Source organism: Mesorhizobium sp. M0815 (genome assembly GCF_040319995.1).
Classification (GTDB): Bacteria; Pseudomonadota; Alphaproteobacteria; order Rhizobiales; family Rhizobiaceae; genus Mesorhizobium.
On the sequence record NZ_JAMYOU010000001.1, the window covers coordinates 65,929 to 80,576 of the forward strand.

Genomic DNA, 14,648 nt, shown 5'->3' on the forward strand with positions numbered 1-14,648 from the left:
TGAGATCGTGGACTGGGATAGCCGTCAGCTCACGCCGGCAAAAGTGCCTTGCATGAGCAGATCCGGCAGATAGCTTGCCGGCTTGTCGCCAACCGCCTGCCCACCGGTCAAGCCGCCTTGTATTTCAGGGCCGAAGAACGAATACGGAAAGGGCGTGACCGGCCGGCTCACCGCATCGAGCCGTGCCAGAAGGTCTTCGGGAATGTCGAAATCAAGCGCGCCGAGATTGTCCTTGAGCTGGTCAAGCCTGGTGGAGCCGACGATGACGGACGCAATGCCTGGCCTGTTTGCCGCCCAGTTCAGGGCGACCTGGGCCATGCTGCGGCCGAGCTGGCCGGCAACCCTCTCCAGTTCGGCGACGATTTGCCAGTTGCGGTCGGTGAATTTCTGGAAACCGGGATTGGTCGAACCACGCATTGTCTCCAGCCGGCCACCATCCTTGACGATTGTATCGAAACGGTATTTCCGCTGAGCAGGCCGCTGGCCAACGGACTCCAGACCATGATTCCAGCGCCATAGCGCGTGCCGAACGGCACGAACTCGTGCTCGATGTTGCGCTCGGCCAGCGAATATTCGAGCTGAAGCGCCGAAACCGGTTCATAGCCGCGATGCTCGGCGATCGCCTGCGCCCGGCTTGCGTACCAGGCCGGCACGTCGGACAGACCGACATGCCGGATCTTTCCGGCGCGCACCAGATCGTCCAGCATCCGCATCACCTCCTCCGGTGGCGTCAGCCTGTCCCAGGTATGGAGGATGTAGAGGTCGATGTAATCGGTGCCGAGCCGCTTCAGCGAACCGTCTACCGCCCGCAGGATGTTCTTACGGCCGTTGCCGCCGGCATTTGGATTACCCGGTTCGGCGTTGTAGGTGAATTTGGTACTGATCACCGCCTTGTCGCGCAGCCCACGCTCGGCGATGAATTCGCCGAGCCAGGTTTCGGCCGTGCCACCGGTATAGAGATCGGCGGTATCGAAGAAATTGCCACCGGCTTCGACATAGGCATCAACCAAGGCGCGCGCCGTTTCCTTCTCCGCGCCCCAGCCCCATTCCGTGCCGAACGTCATGGTGCCGAGCGCCAGACGAGTGACACGCAGCCCGCTGTTGCCGAGCGTGTAGTAGGACATGGTCATGGATTTTCTCCTGAAATTTGAAAACGGGATTGAGGTCCTTGCCTGGGATATGCAGTCAGGCCTTGGCCAGCGCATCGACCACCACCTGGAACCGACGCGGATCGAAATAGTCGTGGTAGGCGCTGATCAGACCGCTCTCGAAGCGGAAGATCGCGATATTGCTGTTGGTGTATTCAGAGCCGCCAAATCAGCATCGCGCGGTTCTTGTACTCAACGACGATCGCGTCCGAATCCGCTGCCGGATAGACGGCTGTCAGCTGGGAGTCGAAGGATTCGAAATTGCCGAAGAGGCCTCGGAAGGCCGCCAGGATCGCGGCCTTACCATCGATGCTGCTTCCAAATCCTGCCGGCGGGTAGAAGACAAGGATTCGGCCATCTTCAGCCCAAAGGTTGCCCCATGCCTCAATGTCCTTGCGGTGCATCAGGTCAAAGAATTTACGCACTGTCTCGAGATTACGGGTTCGTTCGGACTTGAGGTCGGTCATTGGACGTCTCCTTGGCTGCTCGGCGATTGCCGTGTGATGCAGCCAAAGATGCGTTCTTCTTCCCTATCCGATAAGATTGCATTATCCGAATGGACTATGCGATACCATGCATGAATGGATCGCGATCTGCTTAGCCACCTACCTATAATCGTTGCCGTCGCGCGGCGTGGCGGCTTCGCCTCGGCGGCCGCCGAGCTCGGCATGAGCCCGTCAGCGGTCAGCCATGCGGTGCGGCTGGTGGAGGAGCGAATCGGCCAGCCGTTGTTTGCCCGCACCACACGCAGCGTCTCGCTGACCGAGGCTGGCACCGCCCTCGTCGCTGCGGCGGAGCCGGCGCTGGAAGACATTGCCGACCGGATCGAACGCATCCGCTCTGTCAAAGGCCGGGCAAGCGGACTGCTCAGGATCAACGCGCCGCGTTTGGCGCTGCCTCTGGCGCTGATGCCCATCCTGACGGCGATGGCGGAACGTTACCCTGACGTGACGGTGGAGATCGTCACCGACGAACGTCTGAGCGATATCGTCGGCGAGGGTTTCGACGCCGGCATCCGGCTGGGCGAGATGATCGCCGAGGATATGGTGACGGTGCGGCTGACTCAGCCGTTCCGGACGACCATTGTCGCCTCTCCGGCCTATATCGGCCGCCACGGAAAGCCGCGAACAATTGCTGATCTCTCCACCCGCAACTGCATCGGCTATCGGCTGTTGCGATCACGTGCGCTCTACCGTTGGGATCTGTCAGACCAGGGCAAGGATATCGGCGTCGAGACGCGCGGCAGCGTCGTCGTCAGCGAACCGCTGTCGGCAAAAGACATGGCCCTTGCCGGCATCGGCCTCGCATATCTGTTCGAGCCGCTTGTCAAGCCCGACATCGAGGCAGGCCGGCTGGTCGAAGTCCTTGGCGAGGCATCGATCGAGGAACCGGGACTGTTCCTCTATTTCCCGCGCCGCGCCGCGATGGCCCCGAAGCTCCGCGCCTTTATCGACACCGCGCAAGAAATCGGCCGGGCATCCTCGCGGACACCCGGCCGAAAAAGCCTTTCAAACGAATAGTTTACTTCTTGACCGCTGCCGCGACTTCCGCCGCGAAATCGGTCTCTTCCTTCTCGATGCCCTCACCGAGCGCGAAGCGCAGATAGGCGGCGATTTTGGCCGGCGCGCCGATCTCGCTTTCGGCATCCTTCAGCGCCTTCTCGACGGTGATGTCGGGATTGAGCACGAAAGCCTGCTTGAGCAGCACGACCTCTTCGTAGAACTTGCGCAAACGGCCCTCGACCATCTTCTCGATGATCGCTTCCGGCTTGCCGGACTGGCGCGCCTGGTCGGCGAAGATCGCCTTCTCGCGCTCGACCGCGGCCGGATCGAGCTCTTCGGTGGTCAAGGCCATCGGGTTGGTGGCGGCGACATGCATGGCGACTTGGCGGGCAAAGGCGTTGGCGGCCTGCGCGTTGCCTGTCGTCTCGATGGCGACCAGCACGCCGAGCTTGCCAAGGCCGTCGGCAACCGCATTGTGGACGTAGGTTGCGACAGCGCCGTGCTCGACGGTGAGCTTGGCCGAGCGGCGGAAGCCCAGATTCTCGCCGATGGTGCCGACTGCGTCCTTGATGGTCTCGGTGACCGACTTGCCCGAGCCCGGATAGGGAGCAGCGGCAACGGCCTCGGTCTTGCCGCCATAGGCAAGCGCGACCTTCGCGACATTGGCGACGATCTCCTGGAACGCAGCATTGCGCGCAACGAAATCCGTCTCGGAATTGACCTCGACGATCGCTGCCTCGCGGACGCCGGAATCGACGCCGATCAGGCCTTCGGCAGCAGTACGGCCAGCCTTCTTGTCGGCCTTGGAAATGCCCTTCTTGCGCAGCCAGTCGATGGCTTCTTCCATGTTGCCGTTGGTCTCGTTCAACGCCGCCTTGCAGTCCATCATGCCCGCGCCGGTCAAGTCGCGGAGTTCTTTGACCTGTGCAGCCGAAATGCTCATTGTCGCCTCTTTGTCTAAATGCACCGACGCACCATCGAGTTTCGATGATGCGCCTGGTGCCGGTAGCGCTTACCGCGCCAACATATTGGAAAGATGAAGGCCGCAGCCGGCCTTCGCTATTATGCTTCCGGGGTCTGGGTTGCCGGGCTCTCGGCGGCCGGGGTCGGTTCGAGCGCCGGCTCGACCGGAGCCTCGACCGATGCGCCGATGTCGACGCCGAGTGCGCCCTGCTGGCGGGCGATGCCGTCGATCGCAGCCTTGGCAATCAGATCGCAATAGAGCTGGATGGCGCGGGCCGCATCGTCATTGCCGGGGATCGGGAAGTCGATCTTGTCCGGGTCGCAGTTGGAATCGATGATGGCAACGACCGGGATGCCGAGACGCTTGGCCTCGAGGATGGCGATCGCTTCCTTGTTGGTATCGATCACGAACATCAAATCGGGCGTCGAACCCATATCCTTGATGCCGCCCAGCGCCTTGTCGAGCTTCTCACGCTCGCGGTCGAGGTTGAGGCGCTCCTTCTTGGTCAGGCCCTGAGCCTCGCCGGCCAGCATCTCGTCGAGCTTGCGCAGGCGCTGGATGGAATTCGAGATCGTCTTCCAGTTGGTCAGCATGCCGCCGAGCCAGCGCGAGTTAACATAGTACTGAGCCGAGCGCTGCGCGGCATCGGCGACGATGTCGGAGGCCTGGCGCTTGGTGCCGACGAACAGCACGCGGCCGCCCTTGGCAACAGTGTCGGAAACCTGCTTCAGCGCCTGGTGCAGCAAAGGCACCGTCTGCGAGAGGTCGATGATGTGGATGTTGTTGCGGGCGCCGTAGATATAGGGCGCCATTTTCGGATTCCAGCGGTGGGTCTGGTGGCCGAAGTGAATGCCAGCTTCCAATAGCTGGCGCATGCTGAAATCAGGCAGAGCCATTCTTATTTCCTTTCCGGTTAGCCTCCACGGACACAGGCATTTTTTGGACTTGGTCCTCGAACGCCACCGGAGGTTTCCGCCGGATTTCTCCCGGGCAGACACCAAAGTCCGTGTGTGGAATGTGTGCGCATATAGAGGGGATGCGCGACAAACGCAAGCGCTGTGGCGTCTTGCGGCTCAGCGTGCGGCGATCAGCGCACCGGTGCCTATCATGGCGCCGCCGGCAAACCTGTTCATCAGCCGCATGCGCCTTGGCGTCTTGAACCAGCTCGAAGCCCGCCCGGAGAGCGCTGCGTAGAAGCCCATGGTGACGATGTTGACGCAGATCACGACCGCAACCACGAGCAGCCCATCGGCGAAGGTCATCGTATTGAGGTCAAGAATCAGCGGCATGATAGAGGCGTGGAACAGGATCGCCTTGGGATTGCCCAATGCGATGGAGATACCGAGGAAAAACGATCGAGACAGTCTTGCCTGGGTTGCCTGCTGTCCATGCGATCGCGCGGAGGCCGATCGCCACATCCGGATGCCGAGAAACACCAGATAGGCAGCACCCGCATACTTCAGGATTAAAAAAACCCATTCGAAGGCCTGTACCAGCGCCACGAGACCGAGCAGTGCCAAGGTGACCAGCACCGCGTCGCCTGCGGCGATGCCGAGTCCAGCCAGGAAAGCGCGAACGAAGCCAAGCGAGACGCCATTGGAGATAACCGTGAACATCGCCGGACCAGGCGTGGCGGCGGCAAATGTGATCGCGGCGCAGTAAGCCAAAAATGCCGTCAATGTCATCGTCGCATCTTCCCCCTCGGCACGCGCACACGCCGGAAAACAGCGACGATCTCCTCGCGGCTGCACTCGATGGCGCCGAGCCGCACCGCGCGGTCGCGCTCGAACCCGGTTATGTCATAATGCGGCGCCGATGTCTTCGGCGGCCCTTGGTAGGACGAGCGCTTGATGCCGAGCTGCGCGGCGAAGCGATGCAACTCGTCGGTGTCGTCTGCCAGCAGATGACACCAGCGGTGGCCGACCCATTTCCAGATCGCCGCATCGACATAGACCGCCATGAGGCTTGCCGCACTCCTTCATCTTGCGCCGACCAACACGCCGCTAACGATGATAGAAGGGATTAGCATAGAATATGAAGCCGCCGCCGGCCTGGAGTTGCGCTATGGTGCTGGTGATGGTCCCCTGCATGCGGTCGTGCAGTTCGACGAGTGCCGCCTCGACGGAGCCTTCATAGGCGTGCAAGCCTAACGGGTCCGGCACCCGAATATGGGCGCGGCGTGGGCCTGCCGGCTGCGGCACGAAACGATCGATCGTATCGCGCAGTGTACCCTTGCAATAATCGTTGCGGATCCGCTTCAAGTGTTCGGCGATCTCCTCCTGCGTGATGCGCGGATTGGCTGAAGCCCACGGCCCGACACGCCGCAAGCGCTGGATCGTATCCGCCAGCGTTCGGACCTGCTTCCGGCTTCCGGTATCATCCGTGTTTTCTCGCAGCCAGCGGCGCGACCGGCGCAAAAGCTCGGCACTGTCGAGCGTGCCGGCGCCGACCGAGACAAGTTCAGCAAGGCGACGGCCGAGTTCCGCGAGCAGGTCCTTCTGACGTGTGTCATACGAAACCCGCTCATCGGACCGCAGGCCATATGCAGCCTCATCGCGCGACAGCAACGTCGCATAGATATGATGGACACGCTCCGGCAGCGAATCGGCGGCATGGCGTTCGATCTTCAGGCTGCGCTCGACGTAGGCGCACTCCTTTGCCAGCGCTGCCTCGACATTCCCCGTGAAAGCGAGCTTCCAGATCACGGGCGCGATCCAAACTTTGAAATCCGGATCCGTCAGGCGGCCGCGCTTCAGCGCTTCGAGCCCCATCTCGACCGCGCCCGGCAGCAGCGGGGCAACGATGTTGGCATGCCAGCCGACGCCGCCTTCGGGATGCAGGAGAACGCCGTGCCCTTTCAGCGCCCAGGCCACCGAATGTTCCTTGGCGGCCCCGCTATTGCCCGGGATTTGGGCGATTAGATTGTTGGCCAGCCAGAATTTCTGCATCAGCCGGCCAAGCCCGTTGACGACGCCGTGCGTGGCCCAGGATGCCGCCAGCGGGCTTACCCGCGAGACGACCTCCTTGTCGATCATCCAGTCGGTAAAGAACTCCGGATGGTTGGGCGTGATGAACGTCGCCTTGCCCGCGCCGCAACAAGCCTTCAACCTTTGCCGGTCGTCCTCCGGAAAATCGATGTGGCGGACATTGGCGACGCCGCGCAGACCGGCCAGACGGTTGAACGGCAACAGGTCGCGAAGCCCCGGAATGCCGTGCAGCATGACAATGCGGTTGACGAATGTCATGGCCTTGATCAGCGTCGCATTGGGCCGCGGCGCCACAAAAACGTCGATCCTGCTCAACCTGCTCCCCCCGCGGCGCTTACCGTCGTAAGACGTTGATATGCAATTGCGGCATGCTCAAGTCGGTGCAACATGCTCGCAAGATCAAGCGCCACTATCGCGGAGAGCAGCCGGCAGCAGCTTGCCGTCGGTTCGAGCCTATTTCGACGGGCAGGTCTTTGGCTGATCGAACAGCGACAGATTGACCAGCTTGCCGGTCATCGAGAACTCGCCATAGTCCATTACGAGACCGCGCGTGATGCCGTTCTCGTGCAGCTTGAAGCTGATCCGGTATTCCGGCACTTCCTCGCCGCCTTTGTCGGTATCGTCGAAATAGGCGATGTCAACCGGCCAGTATTTGTCGCTGGCGAGCTTGGCCAGCGCCGGCACTTCCGGATCAGTCTTGTCGGCATTGGCTTGCTTGCCGACGACGACGGTGGTGGTCATCACCTTGTTGGCATCCTCCGAGCCGTCGAACAGGTTGGTTTCGTAAAAACGCTCGCCCTTTTCCGCCTTGCCGATCATTTCAACCATTTGCTGGGTCGGGAACTGGGTCGCGGCGAGTTCCAGGCTGTTCTTCTCGGGCTTGTCGATTTCGACCTTGAGACCATTGGCCTCCTTCGTTGCCGTCCCCTTGACCTCCTTGTCGAGGTTCTGGTCGACAAAGGACTTGTTGACGAAGGAGAAGGTCTTGCCTTCGGCATCCTCGAAGGTGGTCATCTGCTGGTCGGTCAGCCTAGTATTGTCGTTGGTGACGATCTGGGTGACCAGGCGGAACTTTACCGTGTAGCCCTCGCAAGGCGAGCCATTGAACTCGTAGACCATACGGCCCGATATGCCGGTGATCCCCGAGCGATCCGACGCCTTGTCCAGGGTGATATCATAGACGGCGCGGTGCGCCTGCAGCGCCGGCACCGCAAAAGCGGGAGCCGCCCAGGAAGCCGCTGTCAGAAGAACGGCGTTGAATGCGAGGCGCGTTGCGCGCATGGGGTGCTCCGATCATCGCGGCTAATGGCAGGCCGCATGGAAAGATGGTCCAGCTTAAAAAAAGTCGTGGCGGAAGCGAGGCAAAAATAGCAATTTCGGCCCGGCCTGCGCGGCACCTTCAAGCAATAGGGAAATAGCATGAGCGAAACAATCGAAAAGCGGCTAAGCGATCTCGGCGTGACGCTGCCGGCTGCCGCTGCGCCCGCCGCCAACTACGTTCCCTATTGCAGGACCGGCAATCTGCTGTTCACCGCCGGGCAGTTGCCGCTCAAGGAGGGCAAGCTCCAGGCGAGCGGGCTGCTTGGCCGCGATGTCGACACCGCGACCGGAAAGGAAGCCGCAAAATACTGTGCGATCAACATATTGGCGCAGGCCCAGGCGGCACTTGGCGATCTCGACAAGATCCGCCGCCTGGTGAAGATCACCGTCTTCGTCGCCTCGGCATCGGATTTTGTCGAACAGCATCTGGTCGCCAACGGCGCCTCGGATTTTCTCGTCGCCGTGCTCGGCGACCGCGGCAAGCACGCCCGCTCCGCCGTCGGCACCCCCTCCCTGCCGCTTAATGCCGCAGTGGAAATCGAAGCGATCTTCGAAGTCGAATGACCGGGACTGCGACCATGACCGACCTTTCCTGGCTGACTGCCCGGCCCGTCGCCCATCGCGGCCTCCACGACATGAACAAGGCGCGCTGGGAGAACACTCTTTCCGCCTTCGCCGCGGCAGCCGAGCGCGGCTATGCGATCGAGTGCGACGTGCACCTGTCATCCGACGGCGTCCCCGTCATCATCCACGATGGCGATCTGCGGCGGCTGACCGGCGAGGACGGCTTCGTCTGGCAGCGTACGGCTGCTGAGATCACGGCGCTGAAGGTCGGCGGCACCGCCGACCATTTGCCGACGCTGCAGCAGGCGCTTAATCTGGTCGACGGGCGTGTGCCGATGGTTGTCGAGCTGAAAGGCGCTGCCGGACACGACGAAGGCCTGGTCGAAGGCGTCGGCAAGATGCTCAAGCGCTATAAGGGCAAGACCGCGATCATGTCGTTCGACCATTGGCTGATCCGCGAGTTCCCGAAACATGCACCCGGCATACCCGGCGGGTTGACCGCCTACGGCAACGACAACCATCTGATCGAGGCGCATTTCGCCATGCTGGCGCATGACATCGCCTTTATCTCCTACGCCGCCGGCGACCTGCCGAACCGGTTCGTGTCGTTCGTACGTGAAAGGCTCGGCATGCCGGTGATCACCTGGACAGTGCATGACCAACCTGCCGTCGACCTGACCTTCAAATATGCCGACCAGATGACGTTCGAAGGATTCGAGCCCGATCTTGTGCGGCTTGCTTGAACGGGCTTGTATGGGTTCGCAGCGAGCTTAAGTAAGCCACATGGATCAAGGGGACGACTGCGACAGACAAACGGCGAATGCGGAGCTGTCGATCCGCATCGCCGCGGGCATCGGCGCCTTCACCAGCGCGGAATGGGACAGCCTTGGTGGCACTACGCGGGGCGAGGCAGAAAACGCCTACAACCCGCTTGTTTCATTCGCTTTTTTGAGCGCGCTAGAAGATTCCGGCTGCGCCGTTCGACGCACCGGCTGGCAGGGTCATCATCTCAGGCTGGAAACCGCGCAAGGCAAGCTGCTCGGTGCGGTCCCCTGCTATCTGAAGTCGCACAGCCAGGGCGAATATGTCTTCGACCATGGCTGGTCGGACGCATTCGAACGCGCCGGCGGGCGCTACTATCCGAAGCTGCAATGCGCGGTGCCGTTCACACCCGTCACCGGCCCTCGCCTGCTGGTCGGCAAGCGCGAGGACAGCCCCACCGTCAAGGCCGGCCTTGCGGCCGGCCTAAAGGCGGTGACGGATAAGCTCGGCGTGTCTTCCGCGCATGTCACCTTCGCGCCGGAGGATGATGTCCAGATCTTGGCGGCAGCCGGCTTCCTGCATCGCACCGACCAGCAGTTTCACTTCTTCAACGAAGGCTTTTCGAGCTACGACGATTTTCTCTCGACGTTGGCCTCGCGCAAGCGCAAGGCGATGAAAAAGGAGCGGCGTGAGGCGCTCGCCGACGGCATCTCGATCGACTGGCTGACCGGCAAGGATCTGACCGAAAAAGCCTGGGACGACTTTTACGCGTTCTACATGGATACCGGCAGCAGGAAATGGGGCCGGCCCTACCTCGACCGCGATTTCTTCTCCTTGATCGGCGAGCGCATGGCCGACGACATCCTGCTGGTGATGGCCAAACGCAACGGGCGCTACATAGCCGGCGCCATCAACTTCATCGGTTCAGACGCGCTCTACGGCCGCAATTGGGGCTGCATCGAGGACCACCCGTTCCTGCATTTCGAGGTCTGCTACCATCAGGCGATCGATTTCGTCATCTCGCGAAAGCTGAAGGTGGTTGAAGCCGGTGCGCAGGGCGAGCACAAGCTGGCGCGCGGCTACCGGCCGGTGACGATGCATTCGGCGCACTACATCGCCCATCCAGGTCTGCGCAATGCAGTGGCCGACTACCTCCAGCGCGAGCGGCGCGAAGTCGAGCGGATGAGCGAATATCTGGAAGAGCACACCCCGTTCCGCAAGGACATGGCGGAGTAGCAAAACCCGCCCGATCGCTCAACCACGTTCGAGCCTGCATGGCCGATGTCGACCGATCGTCTTGCCCGCCCGCAACAGCTTCGCTACACGAGACCGCGAGCCAAGAACCGGAGCGTGCGCCATGGCCGAAGCAACCTACGACAGCAGCAACATTTTCGCAAAAATCCTGCGCGGAGAAATCCCTTCGCACCGCGTCTACGAGGATGATGCGGTCATCGTCTTCATGGATGTGATGCCGCAAGGACCGGGTCACACGCTGGTCGTGCCGAAAGCGCCGTCGCGCAACCTGCTCGACGCGGATCCGGCGGTGCTTGGCCCCCTCTTCGCTCACGTGCAGAAAGTTGCGCGGGCAGTAAAGAAGGCCTTCGATGCCGATGGCGTCACGGTCATGCAGTTCAACGAACCAGCTTCGGGCCAGACCGTCTACCACCTCCATGTCCATGTCATTCCGCGCTTCGAAGGCATCCCCTTGAAGCCGCACAGCGGACAGATGGAACAGCCTGAAGTCCTGGCTGAGAACGCCGGCAAGATACGGACGGCGCTGGCAAACTGAATCGGGGCGAAGCCGCTCGGCCGACACTCGACCACAAGCTTCATGAAAAAAGCCCCGTTGCCGGGGCTTTTTTACTTGCAGGATTGTCAGTTCTTACGCGGCAGTTGCGGCACTAGGCTGCGCTTGCCGCCATCCTTGCCCTTCGGCTCCGACTTCTGCGCCACCGCCTTTTTCCCGGCGGGCTTTTTCGCCACCGCCTTCTTGGCTTTCGGCACGTCGTCCGGCTCTTCCTTCTTCGGCTTCACCGGCGCCTCGTCGGCGAGCGATTCGAGCTTCAGGCCGGTCTCGCCGGTTTCCTTCTTCTCGACGGTGACACGCACCGTGCCGCCCTTCTTGAGCTTGCCGAACAGCACCTCGTCGGCCAGCGGCTTCTTGATGTGCTCCTGAATGACACGGCCAAGCGGCCGCGCACCCATGCGCTCGTCATAGCCCTTGTCGGCCAGCCAGGCGATTGCATCCTGCGACAGGTCGAAGGTCACGCCGCGTTCGGAAAGCTGCGCTTCCAGCTGCATGACGAACTTCTGCACCACCTGATGGATGACCGGCACCGGCAGCGAGCCGAACGGAATGATCGCATCGAGACGGTTGCGGAACTCCGGCGTGAACAGCCGGTTGATCGCTTCGACATCGTCGCCTTCGCGTTTGGTCGAACCGAAACCGATCGCCGCGCGCTGCGCGTCGGATGCGCCCGCATTGGTGGTCATGATCAGGATGACATTGCGGAAGTCGATCTGCTTACCGTTATGGTCGGTCAGCTTGCCGTGATCCATGACCTGCAACAGGATGTTGAACAGGTCCGGATGCGCCTTTTCGACTTCGTCCAGCAACAGCACGCAATGCGGATGCTGGTCGACGCCGTCGGTCAGAAGGCCGCCCTGGTCGAAGCCGACATAGCCGGGAGGCGCGCCGATCAGCCGCGAAACGGTGTGGCGTTCCATATATTCCGACATGTCGAAGCGGATCAGCTCCACGCCGAGCGAGGCGGCGAGCTGCTTGGCCACTTCCGTCTTGCCGACACCGGTCGGACCGGAGAACAGGTACGAGCCGATCGGCTTTTCCGGTTCCCGCAGGCCGGCCCGCGCCAGCTTGATGGCCGAAGTCAGCGCGGTGATCGCGGTGTCCTGGCCATAGACGACGCGCTTCAACTCGATGTCGAGACCTTGCAGCACCTTCTCGTCGTCGGCGGAAACCGTCTTCGGCGGGATGCGCGCCATCGTGGCGATCGTCGCTTCGATCTCCTTGATGCCGATGGTCTTCTTGCGCTTGGCTTCGGGCACCAGCATCTGCGAGGCGCCGGTCTCGTCGATCACGTCGATCGCCTTGTCCGGCAGCTTGCGGTCGTTGATGTAACGCGCCGAGAGCTCGACCGAAGCCTTGATCGCTTCACTCGTGTAGCGAACCTTGTGGAACTCCTCGAAATAGGGCTTCAGTCCCTTCATGATCTCGATGGCGTCCTCGACGGTCGGCTCGTTGACGTCGATCTTCTGGAATCGCCGCACCAGCGCGCGGTCCTTCTCGAAGAACTGCCGGAACTCCTTGTAGGTGGTCGAGCCGATGCAGCGGATCGCGCCGGACGACAGCGCCGGCTTCAACAGGTTCGACGCATCCATGGCGCCACCAGAGGTGGCTCCTGCCCCGATCACGGTGTGGATCTCATCGATGAACAGCACGGCGCCGGGATAGTCCTCGAGCTCCTTGACGACCTGCTTCAGCCGCTCCTCGAAATCGCCGCGATAACGGGTGCCGGCCAGCAGCGTGCCCATGTCGAGCGCGAAGATGGTGGCATTGTGCAGCACTTCGGGAACTTCGCCCTCGACGATGCGCTTGGCGAGGCCTTCGGCGATCGCCGTCTTGCCGACGCCGGGATCGCCGACATAGAGCGGGTTGTTCTTGGACCGGCGGCACAGCACCTGGATAGTCCGGTTGATCTCGCTCTCGCGACCGATCAGCGGATCGATCTTGCCAGCCTTGGCCTTGTTGTTCAGGTTGACGCAATAGGCAGTCAGCGCGTCCTGCTGCTGCTTCTTCTTGCCGCCTTCTTCTTGCGGCTCAGCTCCGCCCTGGCTGCCTTGCTCGTCGTCGGCGCCGCGCGGCGTCCGCGTCTCGGAAGCGCCTGGGCGCTTGGCAATGCCATGCGAGATGTAGTTGACCGCGTCGTAGCGGGTCATCTGCTGTTCCTGCAGGAAATAAGCGGCGTGGCTCTCGCGCTCGGCGAAGATGGCGACGAGCACGTTGGCGCCGGACACCTCCTCGCGGCCTGACGACTGCACATGGATCACCGCGCGCTGGATGACGCGCTGAAAACCGGCCGTCGGCTTGGAATCTTCATCGTAGCCGGTGACGAGATTGTCGAGCTCGGTGTCGATATAGGTGAGAACCGTATGCTTCAACTCGTCGAGATCGACGTTGCAGGCACGCATGACTGCGGCCGCCTCGGTGTCGTCGATCAGGGCGAGCAGCAAATGTTCAAGGGTTGCATATTCATGGTGCCGCTCATTGGCGAGCGTCAGCGCTTGGTGAAGCGCCTTTTCCAGGCCTTGGGAGAAAGCCGGCATGTTACCTCACTTCTTCTCCATCACGCATTGCAGCGGATGCTGATTCTGTCGGGCGAAATCCATGACCTGAGACACTTTGGTCTCGGCCACCTCGAATGTATAGACCCCGCACTCGCCCACCCCATGATTGTGAACATGAAGCATTATGCGTGTGGCGGCTTCGCGATCCTTCTGGAAAAAACGCTCCAGCACGTGAACCACGAACTCCATGGGTGTGTAGTCGTCGTTAAGGATGAGGACCCGATACAGACTGGGCTTCTTGGTCTTGGTTTTTGTGCGCGTGATGACGGCCGTGCCGCGACCGGCCTCATTGCCGTTGCTGCCGTTCTGCATTCGCACCACGTAGCTCGTGGCAGTCAAACCTGTAGTCACGTAGTCCTGCCTCTTTCGAATCCTCATGCATGCTCGACATGTAGGTGCTCGATGGACGATTTTAAGCCCTTCTGTTTAGCTGACAATATGGCTAGGTGGCCAAACTTGACCGATTTTTCAAATCGTGAAGACCGCAAGGACCCCGATTTCGAGCTGGCATGAAAAAACCCGGCCGCGCGTTCGCGACCGGGTCTGTCTTTTGAGGCCCAAGGGCCGGCTTGGAACGTTCGTCGAATTTACTTCGCCTTGGCGACAATCGATTCGAACGGCTTGTAGGCTTCCTTGGCGAGTTCGGCATAGAGATCGCCAAGCTTGGTGGCCTCGGTGACGAAGCTCTCATAGGACTGCTTGGCGTAGTCGGACTGGATTTCGATCGCCTTATCCAGCGACTTGGCGGAGAAGAGCTTCTCGACAACGGCGCTGCCGGCCTCAAAACTTTTCTTGGTGTACTCGCCCGCCTCGGTGGCGATGGCCTGCGCACCCTTGGACAGCGATGCAAAGCTCTTCAATCCGGTGTCGGCAAATTCCTTGCCGTATTTGCTGAAATCTTCATAGGTCTGGGTCATTTCACGCATTCCCTTGAACGGTTGCCTTTGGACGATGGACGCGCCTTGTCCGGGCCGCGTTGTGCAATGCGTGTAAATATATTGTGCAGTGCACAAAAAGTCAAGATTTCCGCGGCAAT

At 61.3% G+C, this 14,648-nt stretch carries 17 protein-coding genes; 5 read left to right on the forward strand and 12 right to left on the reverse strand.

Annotated elements, in window-relative coordinates:
- Nucleotides 1-24 precede the first annotated feature (24 nt).
- The 3 genes from NKI01_RS00285 to NKI01_RS00295 form a co-directional block, all read right to left on the reverse strand.
- Nucleotides 25-417, reverse strand: a complete 393-nt coding sequence (locus tag NKI01_RS00285) for an aldo/keto reductase (protein WP_352961496.1) — start codon at nucleotides 415-417, stop codon at nucleotides 25-27.
- A complete protein-coding gene (locus NKI01_RS00290) occupies nucleotides 300-1,130 on the reverse strand; it encodes an aldo/keto reductase (RefSeq protein WP_352961499.1) in 831 nt (276 codons plus the stop codon). Before NKI01_RS00290 ends, NKI01_RS00285 begins: the two co-directional genes overlap by 118 nt.
- Nucleotides 1,131-1,303: 173 nt before the next feature.
- Nucleotides 1,304-1,615: a nuclear transport factor 2 family protein gene (locus tag NKI01_RS00295; protein WP_352961502.1), complete on the reverse strand. Its 312-nt coding sequence runs from the start codon at nucleotides 1,613-1,615 to the stop codon at nucleotides 1,304-1,306.
- Between the two features lie 114 nt (nucleotides 1,616-1,729).
- Here NKI01_RS00295 and NKI01_RS00300 point away from each other — a divergent pair, with 114 nt between their 5' ends.
- Entirely contained in the window at nucleotides 1,730-2,668 is a 939-nt protein-coding gene (locus tag NKI01_RS00300; RefSeq protein WP_023717732.1) for a LysR family transcriptional regulator, read from the forward strand.
- A 1-nt stretch (nucleotide 2,669) separates the two neighbouring features.
- On the opposite strand, the gene tsf is transcribed toward NKI01_RS00300, so the two are convergent.
- The 6 genes from tsf to NKI01_RS00330 all read right to left on the reverse strand — a co-directional run bounded on the left by tsf (nucleotide 2,670) and on the right by NKI01_RS00330 (nucleotide 7,882).
- Complete coding sequence (tsf, locus tag NKI01_RS00305; RefSeq protein WP_023717733.1) at nucleotides 2,670-3,593, reverse strand: translation elongation factor Ts; 924 nt, start codon at nucleotides 3,591-3,593, stop codon at nucleotides 2,670-2,672.
- Between the two features lie 119 nt (nucleotides 3,594-3,712).
- On the reverse strand, nucleotides 3,713-4,510 hold the full coding sequence (rpsB, locus tag NKI01_RS00310; protein ID WP_023717734.1) for a 30S ribosomal protein S2: 798 nt from the start codon (nucleotides 4,508-4,510) through the stop codon (nucleotides 3,713-3,715).
- 177 nt (nucleotides 4,511-4,687) lie between these two features.
- The gene (locus NKI01_RS00315; RefSeq protein ID WP_352961505.1) at nucleotides 4,688-5,299 is read right to left on the reverse strand and encodes a LysE family translocator; all 612 of its coding nucleotides are present in this window, start codon (nucleotides 5,297-5,299) and stop codon (nucleotides 4,688-4,690) included.
- Nucleotides 5,296-5,574 (reverse strand): DUF4031 domain-containing protein, encoded by a 279-nt coding sequence (locus tag NKI01_RS00320; protein WP_023717736.1) that lies wholly within the window; start codon nucleotides 5,572-5,574, stop codon nucleotides 5,296-5,298. The genes NKI01_RS00315 and NKI01_RS00320 overlap by 4 nt, the downstream gene beginning before the upstream one ends.
- 43 nt (nucleotides 5,575-5,617) lie before the next feature.
- The gene (locus NKI01_RS00325) at nucleotides 5,618-6,916 is read right to left on the reverse strand and encodes a lysophospholipid acyltransferase family protein (protein WP_352482291.1); all 1,299 of its coding nucleotides are present in this window, start codon (nucleotides 6,914-6,916) and stop codon (nucleotides 5,618-5,620) included.
- A gap of 138 nt (nucleotides 6,917-7,054) precedes the next feature.
- The gene (locus NKI01_RS00330) at nucleotides 7,055-7,882 is read right to left on the reverse strand and encodes a cell envelope integrity EipB family protein (protein WP_023717738.1); all 828 of its coding nucleotides are present in this window, start codon (nucleotides 7,880-7,882) and stop codon (nucleotides 7,055-7,057) included.
- A 138-nt stretch (nucleotides 7,883-8,020) separates the two neighbouring features.
- On the opposite strand from NKI01_RS00330, the gene NKI01_RS00335 reads away from it, so the two are divergent.
- From NKI01_RS00335 to NKI01_RS00350, 4 genes are all read left to right on the forward strand, one after another.
- Nucleotides 8,021-8,485, forward strand: coding sequence for a RidA family protein (locus tag NKI01_RS00335; protein ID WP_352908365.1), 465 nt, complete (start codon nucleotides 8,021-8,023; stop codon nucleotides 8,483-8,485).
- 14 nt (nucleotides 8,486-8,499) lie between these two features.
- Entirely contained in the window at nucleotides 8,500-9,228 is a 729-nt protein-coding gene (locus NKI01_RS00340) for a glycerophosphodiester phosphodiesterase (protein ID WP_023717740.1), read from the forward strand.
- A gap of 40 nt (nucleotides 9,229-9,268) precedes the next feature.
- Nucleotides 9,269-10,483, forward strand: a complete 1,215-nt coding sequence (locus NKI01_RS00345; protein ID WP_352908364.1) for a GNAT family N-acetyltransferase — start codon at nucleotides 9,269-9,271, stop codon at nucleotides 10,481-10,483.
- A 121-nt stretch (nucleotides 10,484-10,604) separates the two neighbouring features.
- A complete protein-coding gene (locus NKI01_RS00350; RefSeq protein ID WP_352482287.1) occupies nucleotides 10,605-11,036 on the forward strand; it encodes an HIT family protein in 432 nt (143 codons plus the stop codon).
- 86 nt (nucleotides 11,037-11,122) lie between these two features.
- On the opposite strand, the gene clpA is transcribed toward NKI01_RS00350, so the two are convergent.
- The 3 genes from clpA to NKI01_RS00365 form a co-directional block, all read right to left on the reverse strand.
- Nucleotides 11,123-13,591 carry an ATP-dependent Clp protease ATP-binding subunit ClpA gene (gene clpA / locus NKI01_RS00355; RefSeq protein ID WP_352494597.1) on the reverse strand — a complete coding sequence of 823 codons (2,469 nt, stop codon included), beginning with the start codon at nucleotides 13,589-13,591 and terminating at the stop codon, nucleotides 11,123-11,125.
- Nucleotides 13,592-13,597: 6 nt separating this feature from the next.
- Complete coding sequence (gene clpS / locus NKI01_RS00360) at nucleotides 13,598-13,924, reverse strand: ATP-dependent Clp protease adapter ClpS (protein WP_023717744.1); 327 nt, start codon at nucleotides 13,922-13,924, stop codon at nucleotides 13,598-13,600.
- A 275-nt stretch (nucleotides 13,925-14,199) separates the two neighbouring features.
- Nucleotides 14,200-14,529, reverse strand: a complete 330-nt coding sequence (locus NKI01_RS00365) for a phasin family protein (protein WP_023717745.1) — start codon at nucleotides 14,527-14,529, stop codon at nucleotides 14,200-14,202.
- Nucleotides 14,530-14,648: the final 119 nt, after the last annotated feature.

Bases quoted from the DNA above. Each gene is read 5' to 3' on its own strand.
- NKI01_RS00285 (WP_352961496.1), bottom strand. From the start codon at position 417: ATGCGTGGTTCGACCAATCCCGGTTTCCAGAAATTCACCGACCGCAAC.
- NKI01_RS00290 (WP_352961499.1), bottom strand. From the start codon at position 1,130: ATGACCATGTCCTACTACACGCTCGGCAACAGCGGGCTGCGTGTCACT.
- NKI01_RS00295 (WP_352961502.1), bottom strand. From the start codon at position 1,615: ATGACCGACCTCAAGTCCGAACGAACCCGTAATCTCGAGACAGTGCGT.
- NKI01_RS00300 (WP_023717732.1), top strand. From the start codon at position 1,730: ATGGATCGCGATCTGCTTAGCCACCTACCTATAATCGTTGCCGTCGCG.
- tsf (WP_023717733.1), bottom strand. From the start codon at position 3,593: ATGAGCATTTCGGCTGCACAGGTCAAAGAACTCCGCGACTTGACCGGC.
- rpsB (WP_023717734.1), bottom strand. From the start codon at position 4,510: ATGGCTCTGCCTGATTTCAGCATGCGCCAGCTATTGGAAGCTGGCATT.
- NKI01_RS00315 (WP_352961505.1), bottom strand. From the start codon at position 5,299: ATGACATTGACGGCATTTTTGGCTTACTGCGCCGCGATCACATTTGCC.
- NKI01_RS00320 (WP_023717736.1), bottom strand. From the start codon at position 5,574: ATGGCGGTCTATGTCGATGCGGCGATCTGGAAATGGGTCGGCCACCGC.
- NKI01_RS00330 (WP_023717738.1), bottom strand. From the start codon at position 7,882: ATGCGCGCAACGCGCCTCGCATTCAACGCCGTTCTTCTGACAGCGGCT.
- NKI01_RS00335 (WP_352908365.1), top strand. From the start codon at position 8,021: ATGAGCGAAACAATCGAAAAGCGGCTAAGCGATCTCGGCGTGACGCTG.
- NKI01_RS00340 (WP_023717740.1), top strand. From the start codon at position 8,500: ATGACCGACCTTTCCTGGCTGACTGCCCGGCCCGTCGCCCATCGCGGC.
- NKI01_RS00345 (WP_352908364.1), top strand. From the start codon at position 9,269: ATGGATCAAGGGGACGACTGCGACAGACAAACGGCGAATGCGGAGCTG.
- NKI01_RS00350 (WP_352482287.1), top strand. From the start codon at position 10,605: ATGGCCGAAGCAACCTACGACAGCAGCAACATTTTCGCAAAAATCCTG.
- clpA (WP_352494597.1), bottom strand. From the start codon at position 13,591: ATGCCGGCTTTCTCCCAAGGCCTGGAAAAGGCGCTTCACCAAGCGCTG.
- clpS (WP_023717744.1), bottom strand. From the start codon at position 13,924: ATGCAGAACGGCAGCAACGGCAATGAGGCCGGTCGCGGCACGGCCGTC.
- NKI01_RS00365 (WP_023717745.1), bottom strand. From the start codon at position 14,529: ATGACCCAGACCTATGAAGATTTCAGCAAATACGGCAAGGAATTTGCC.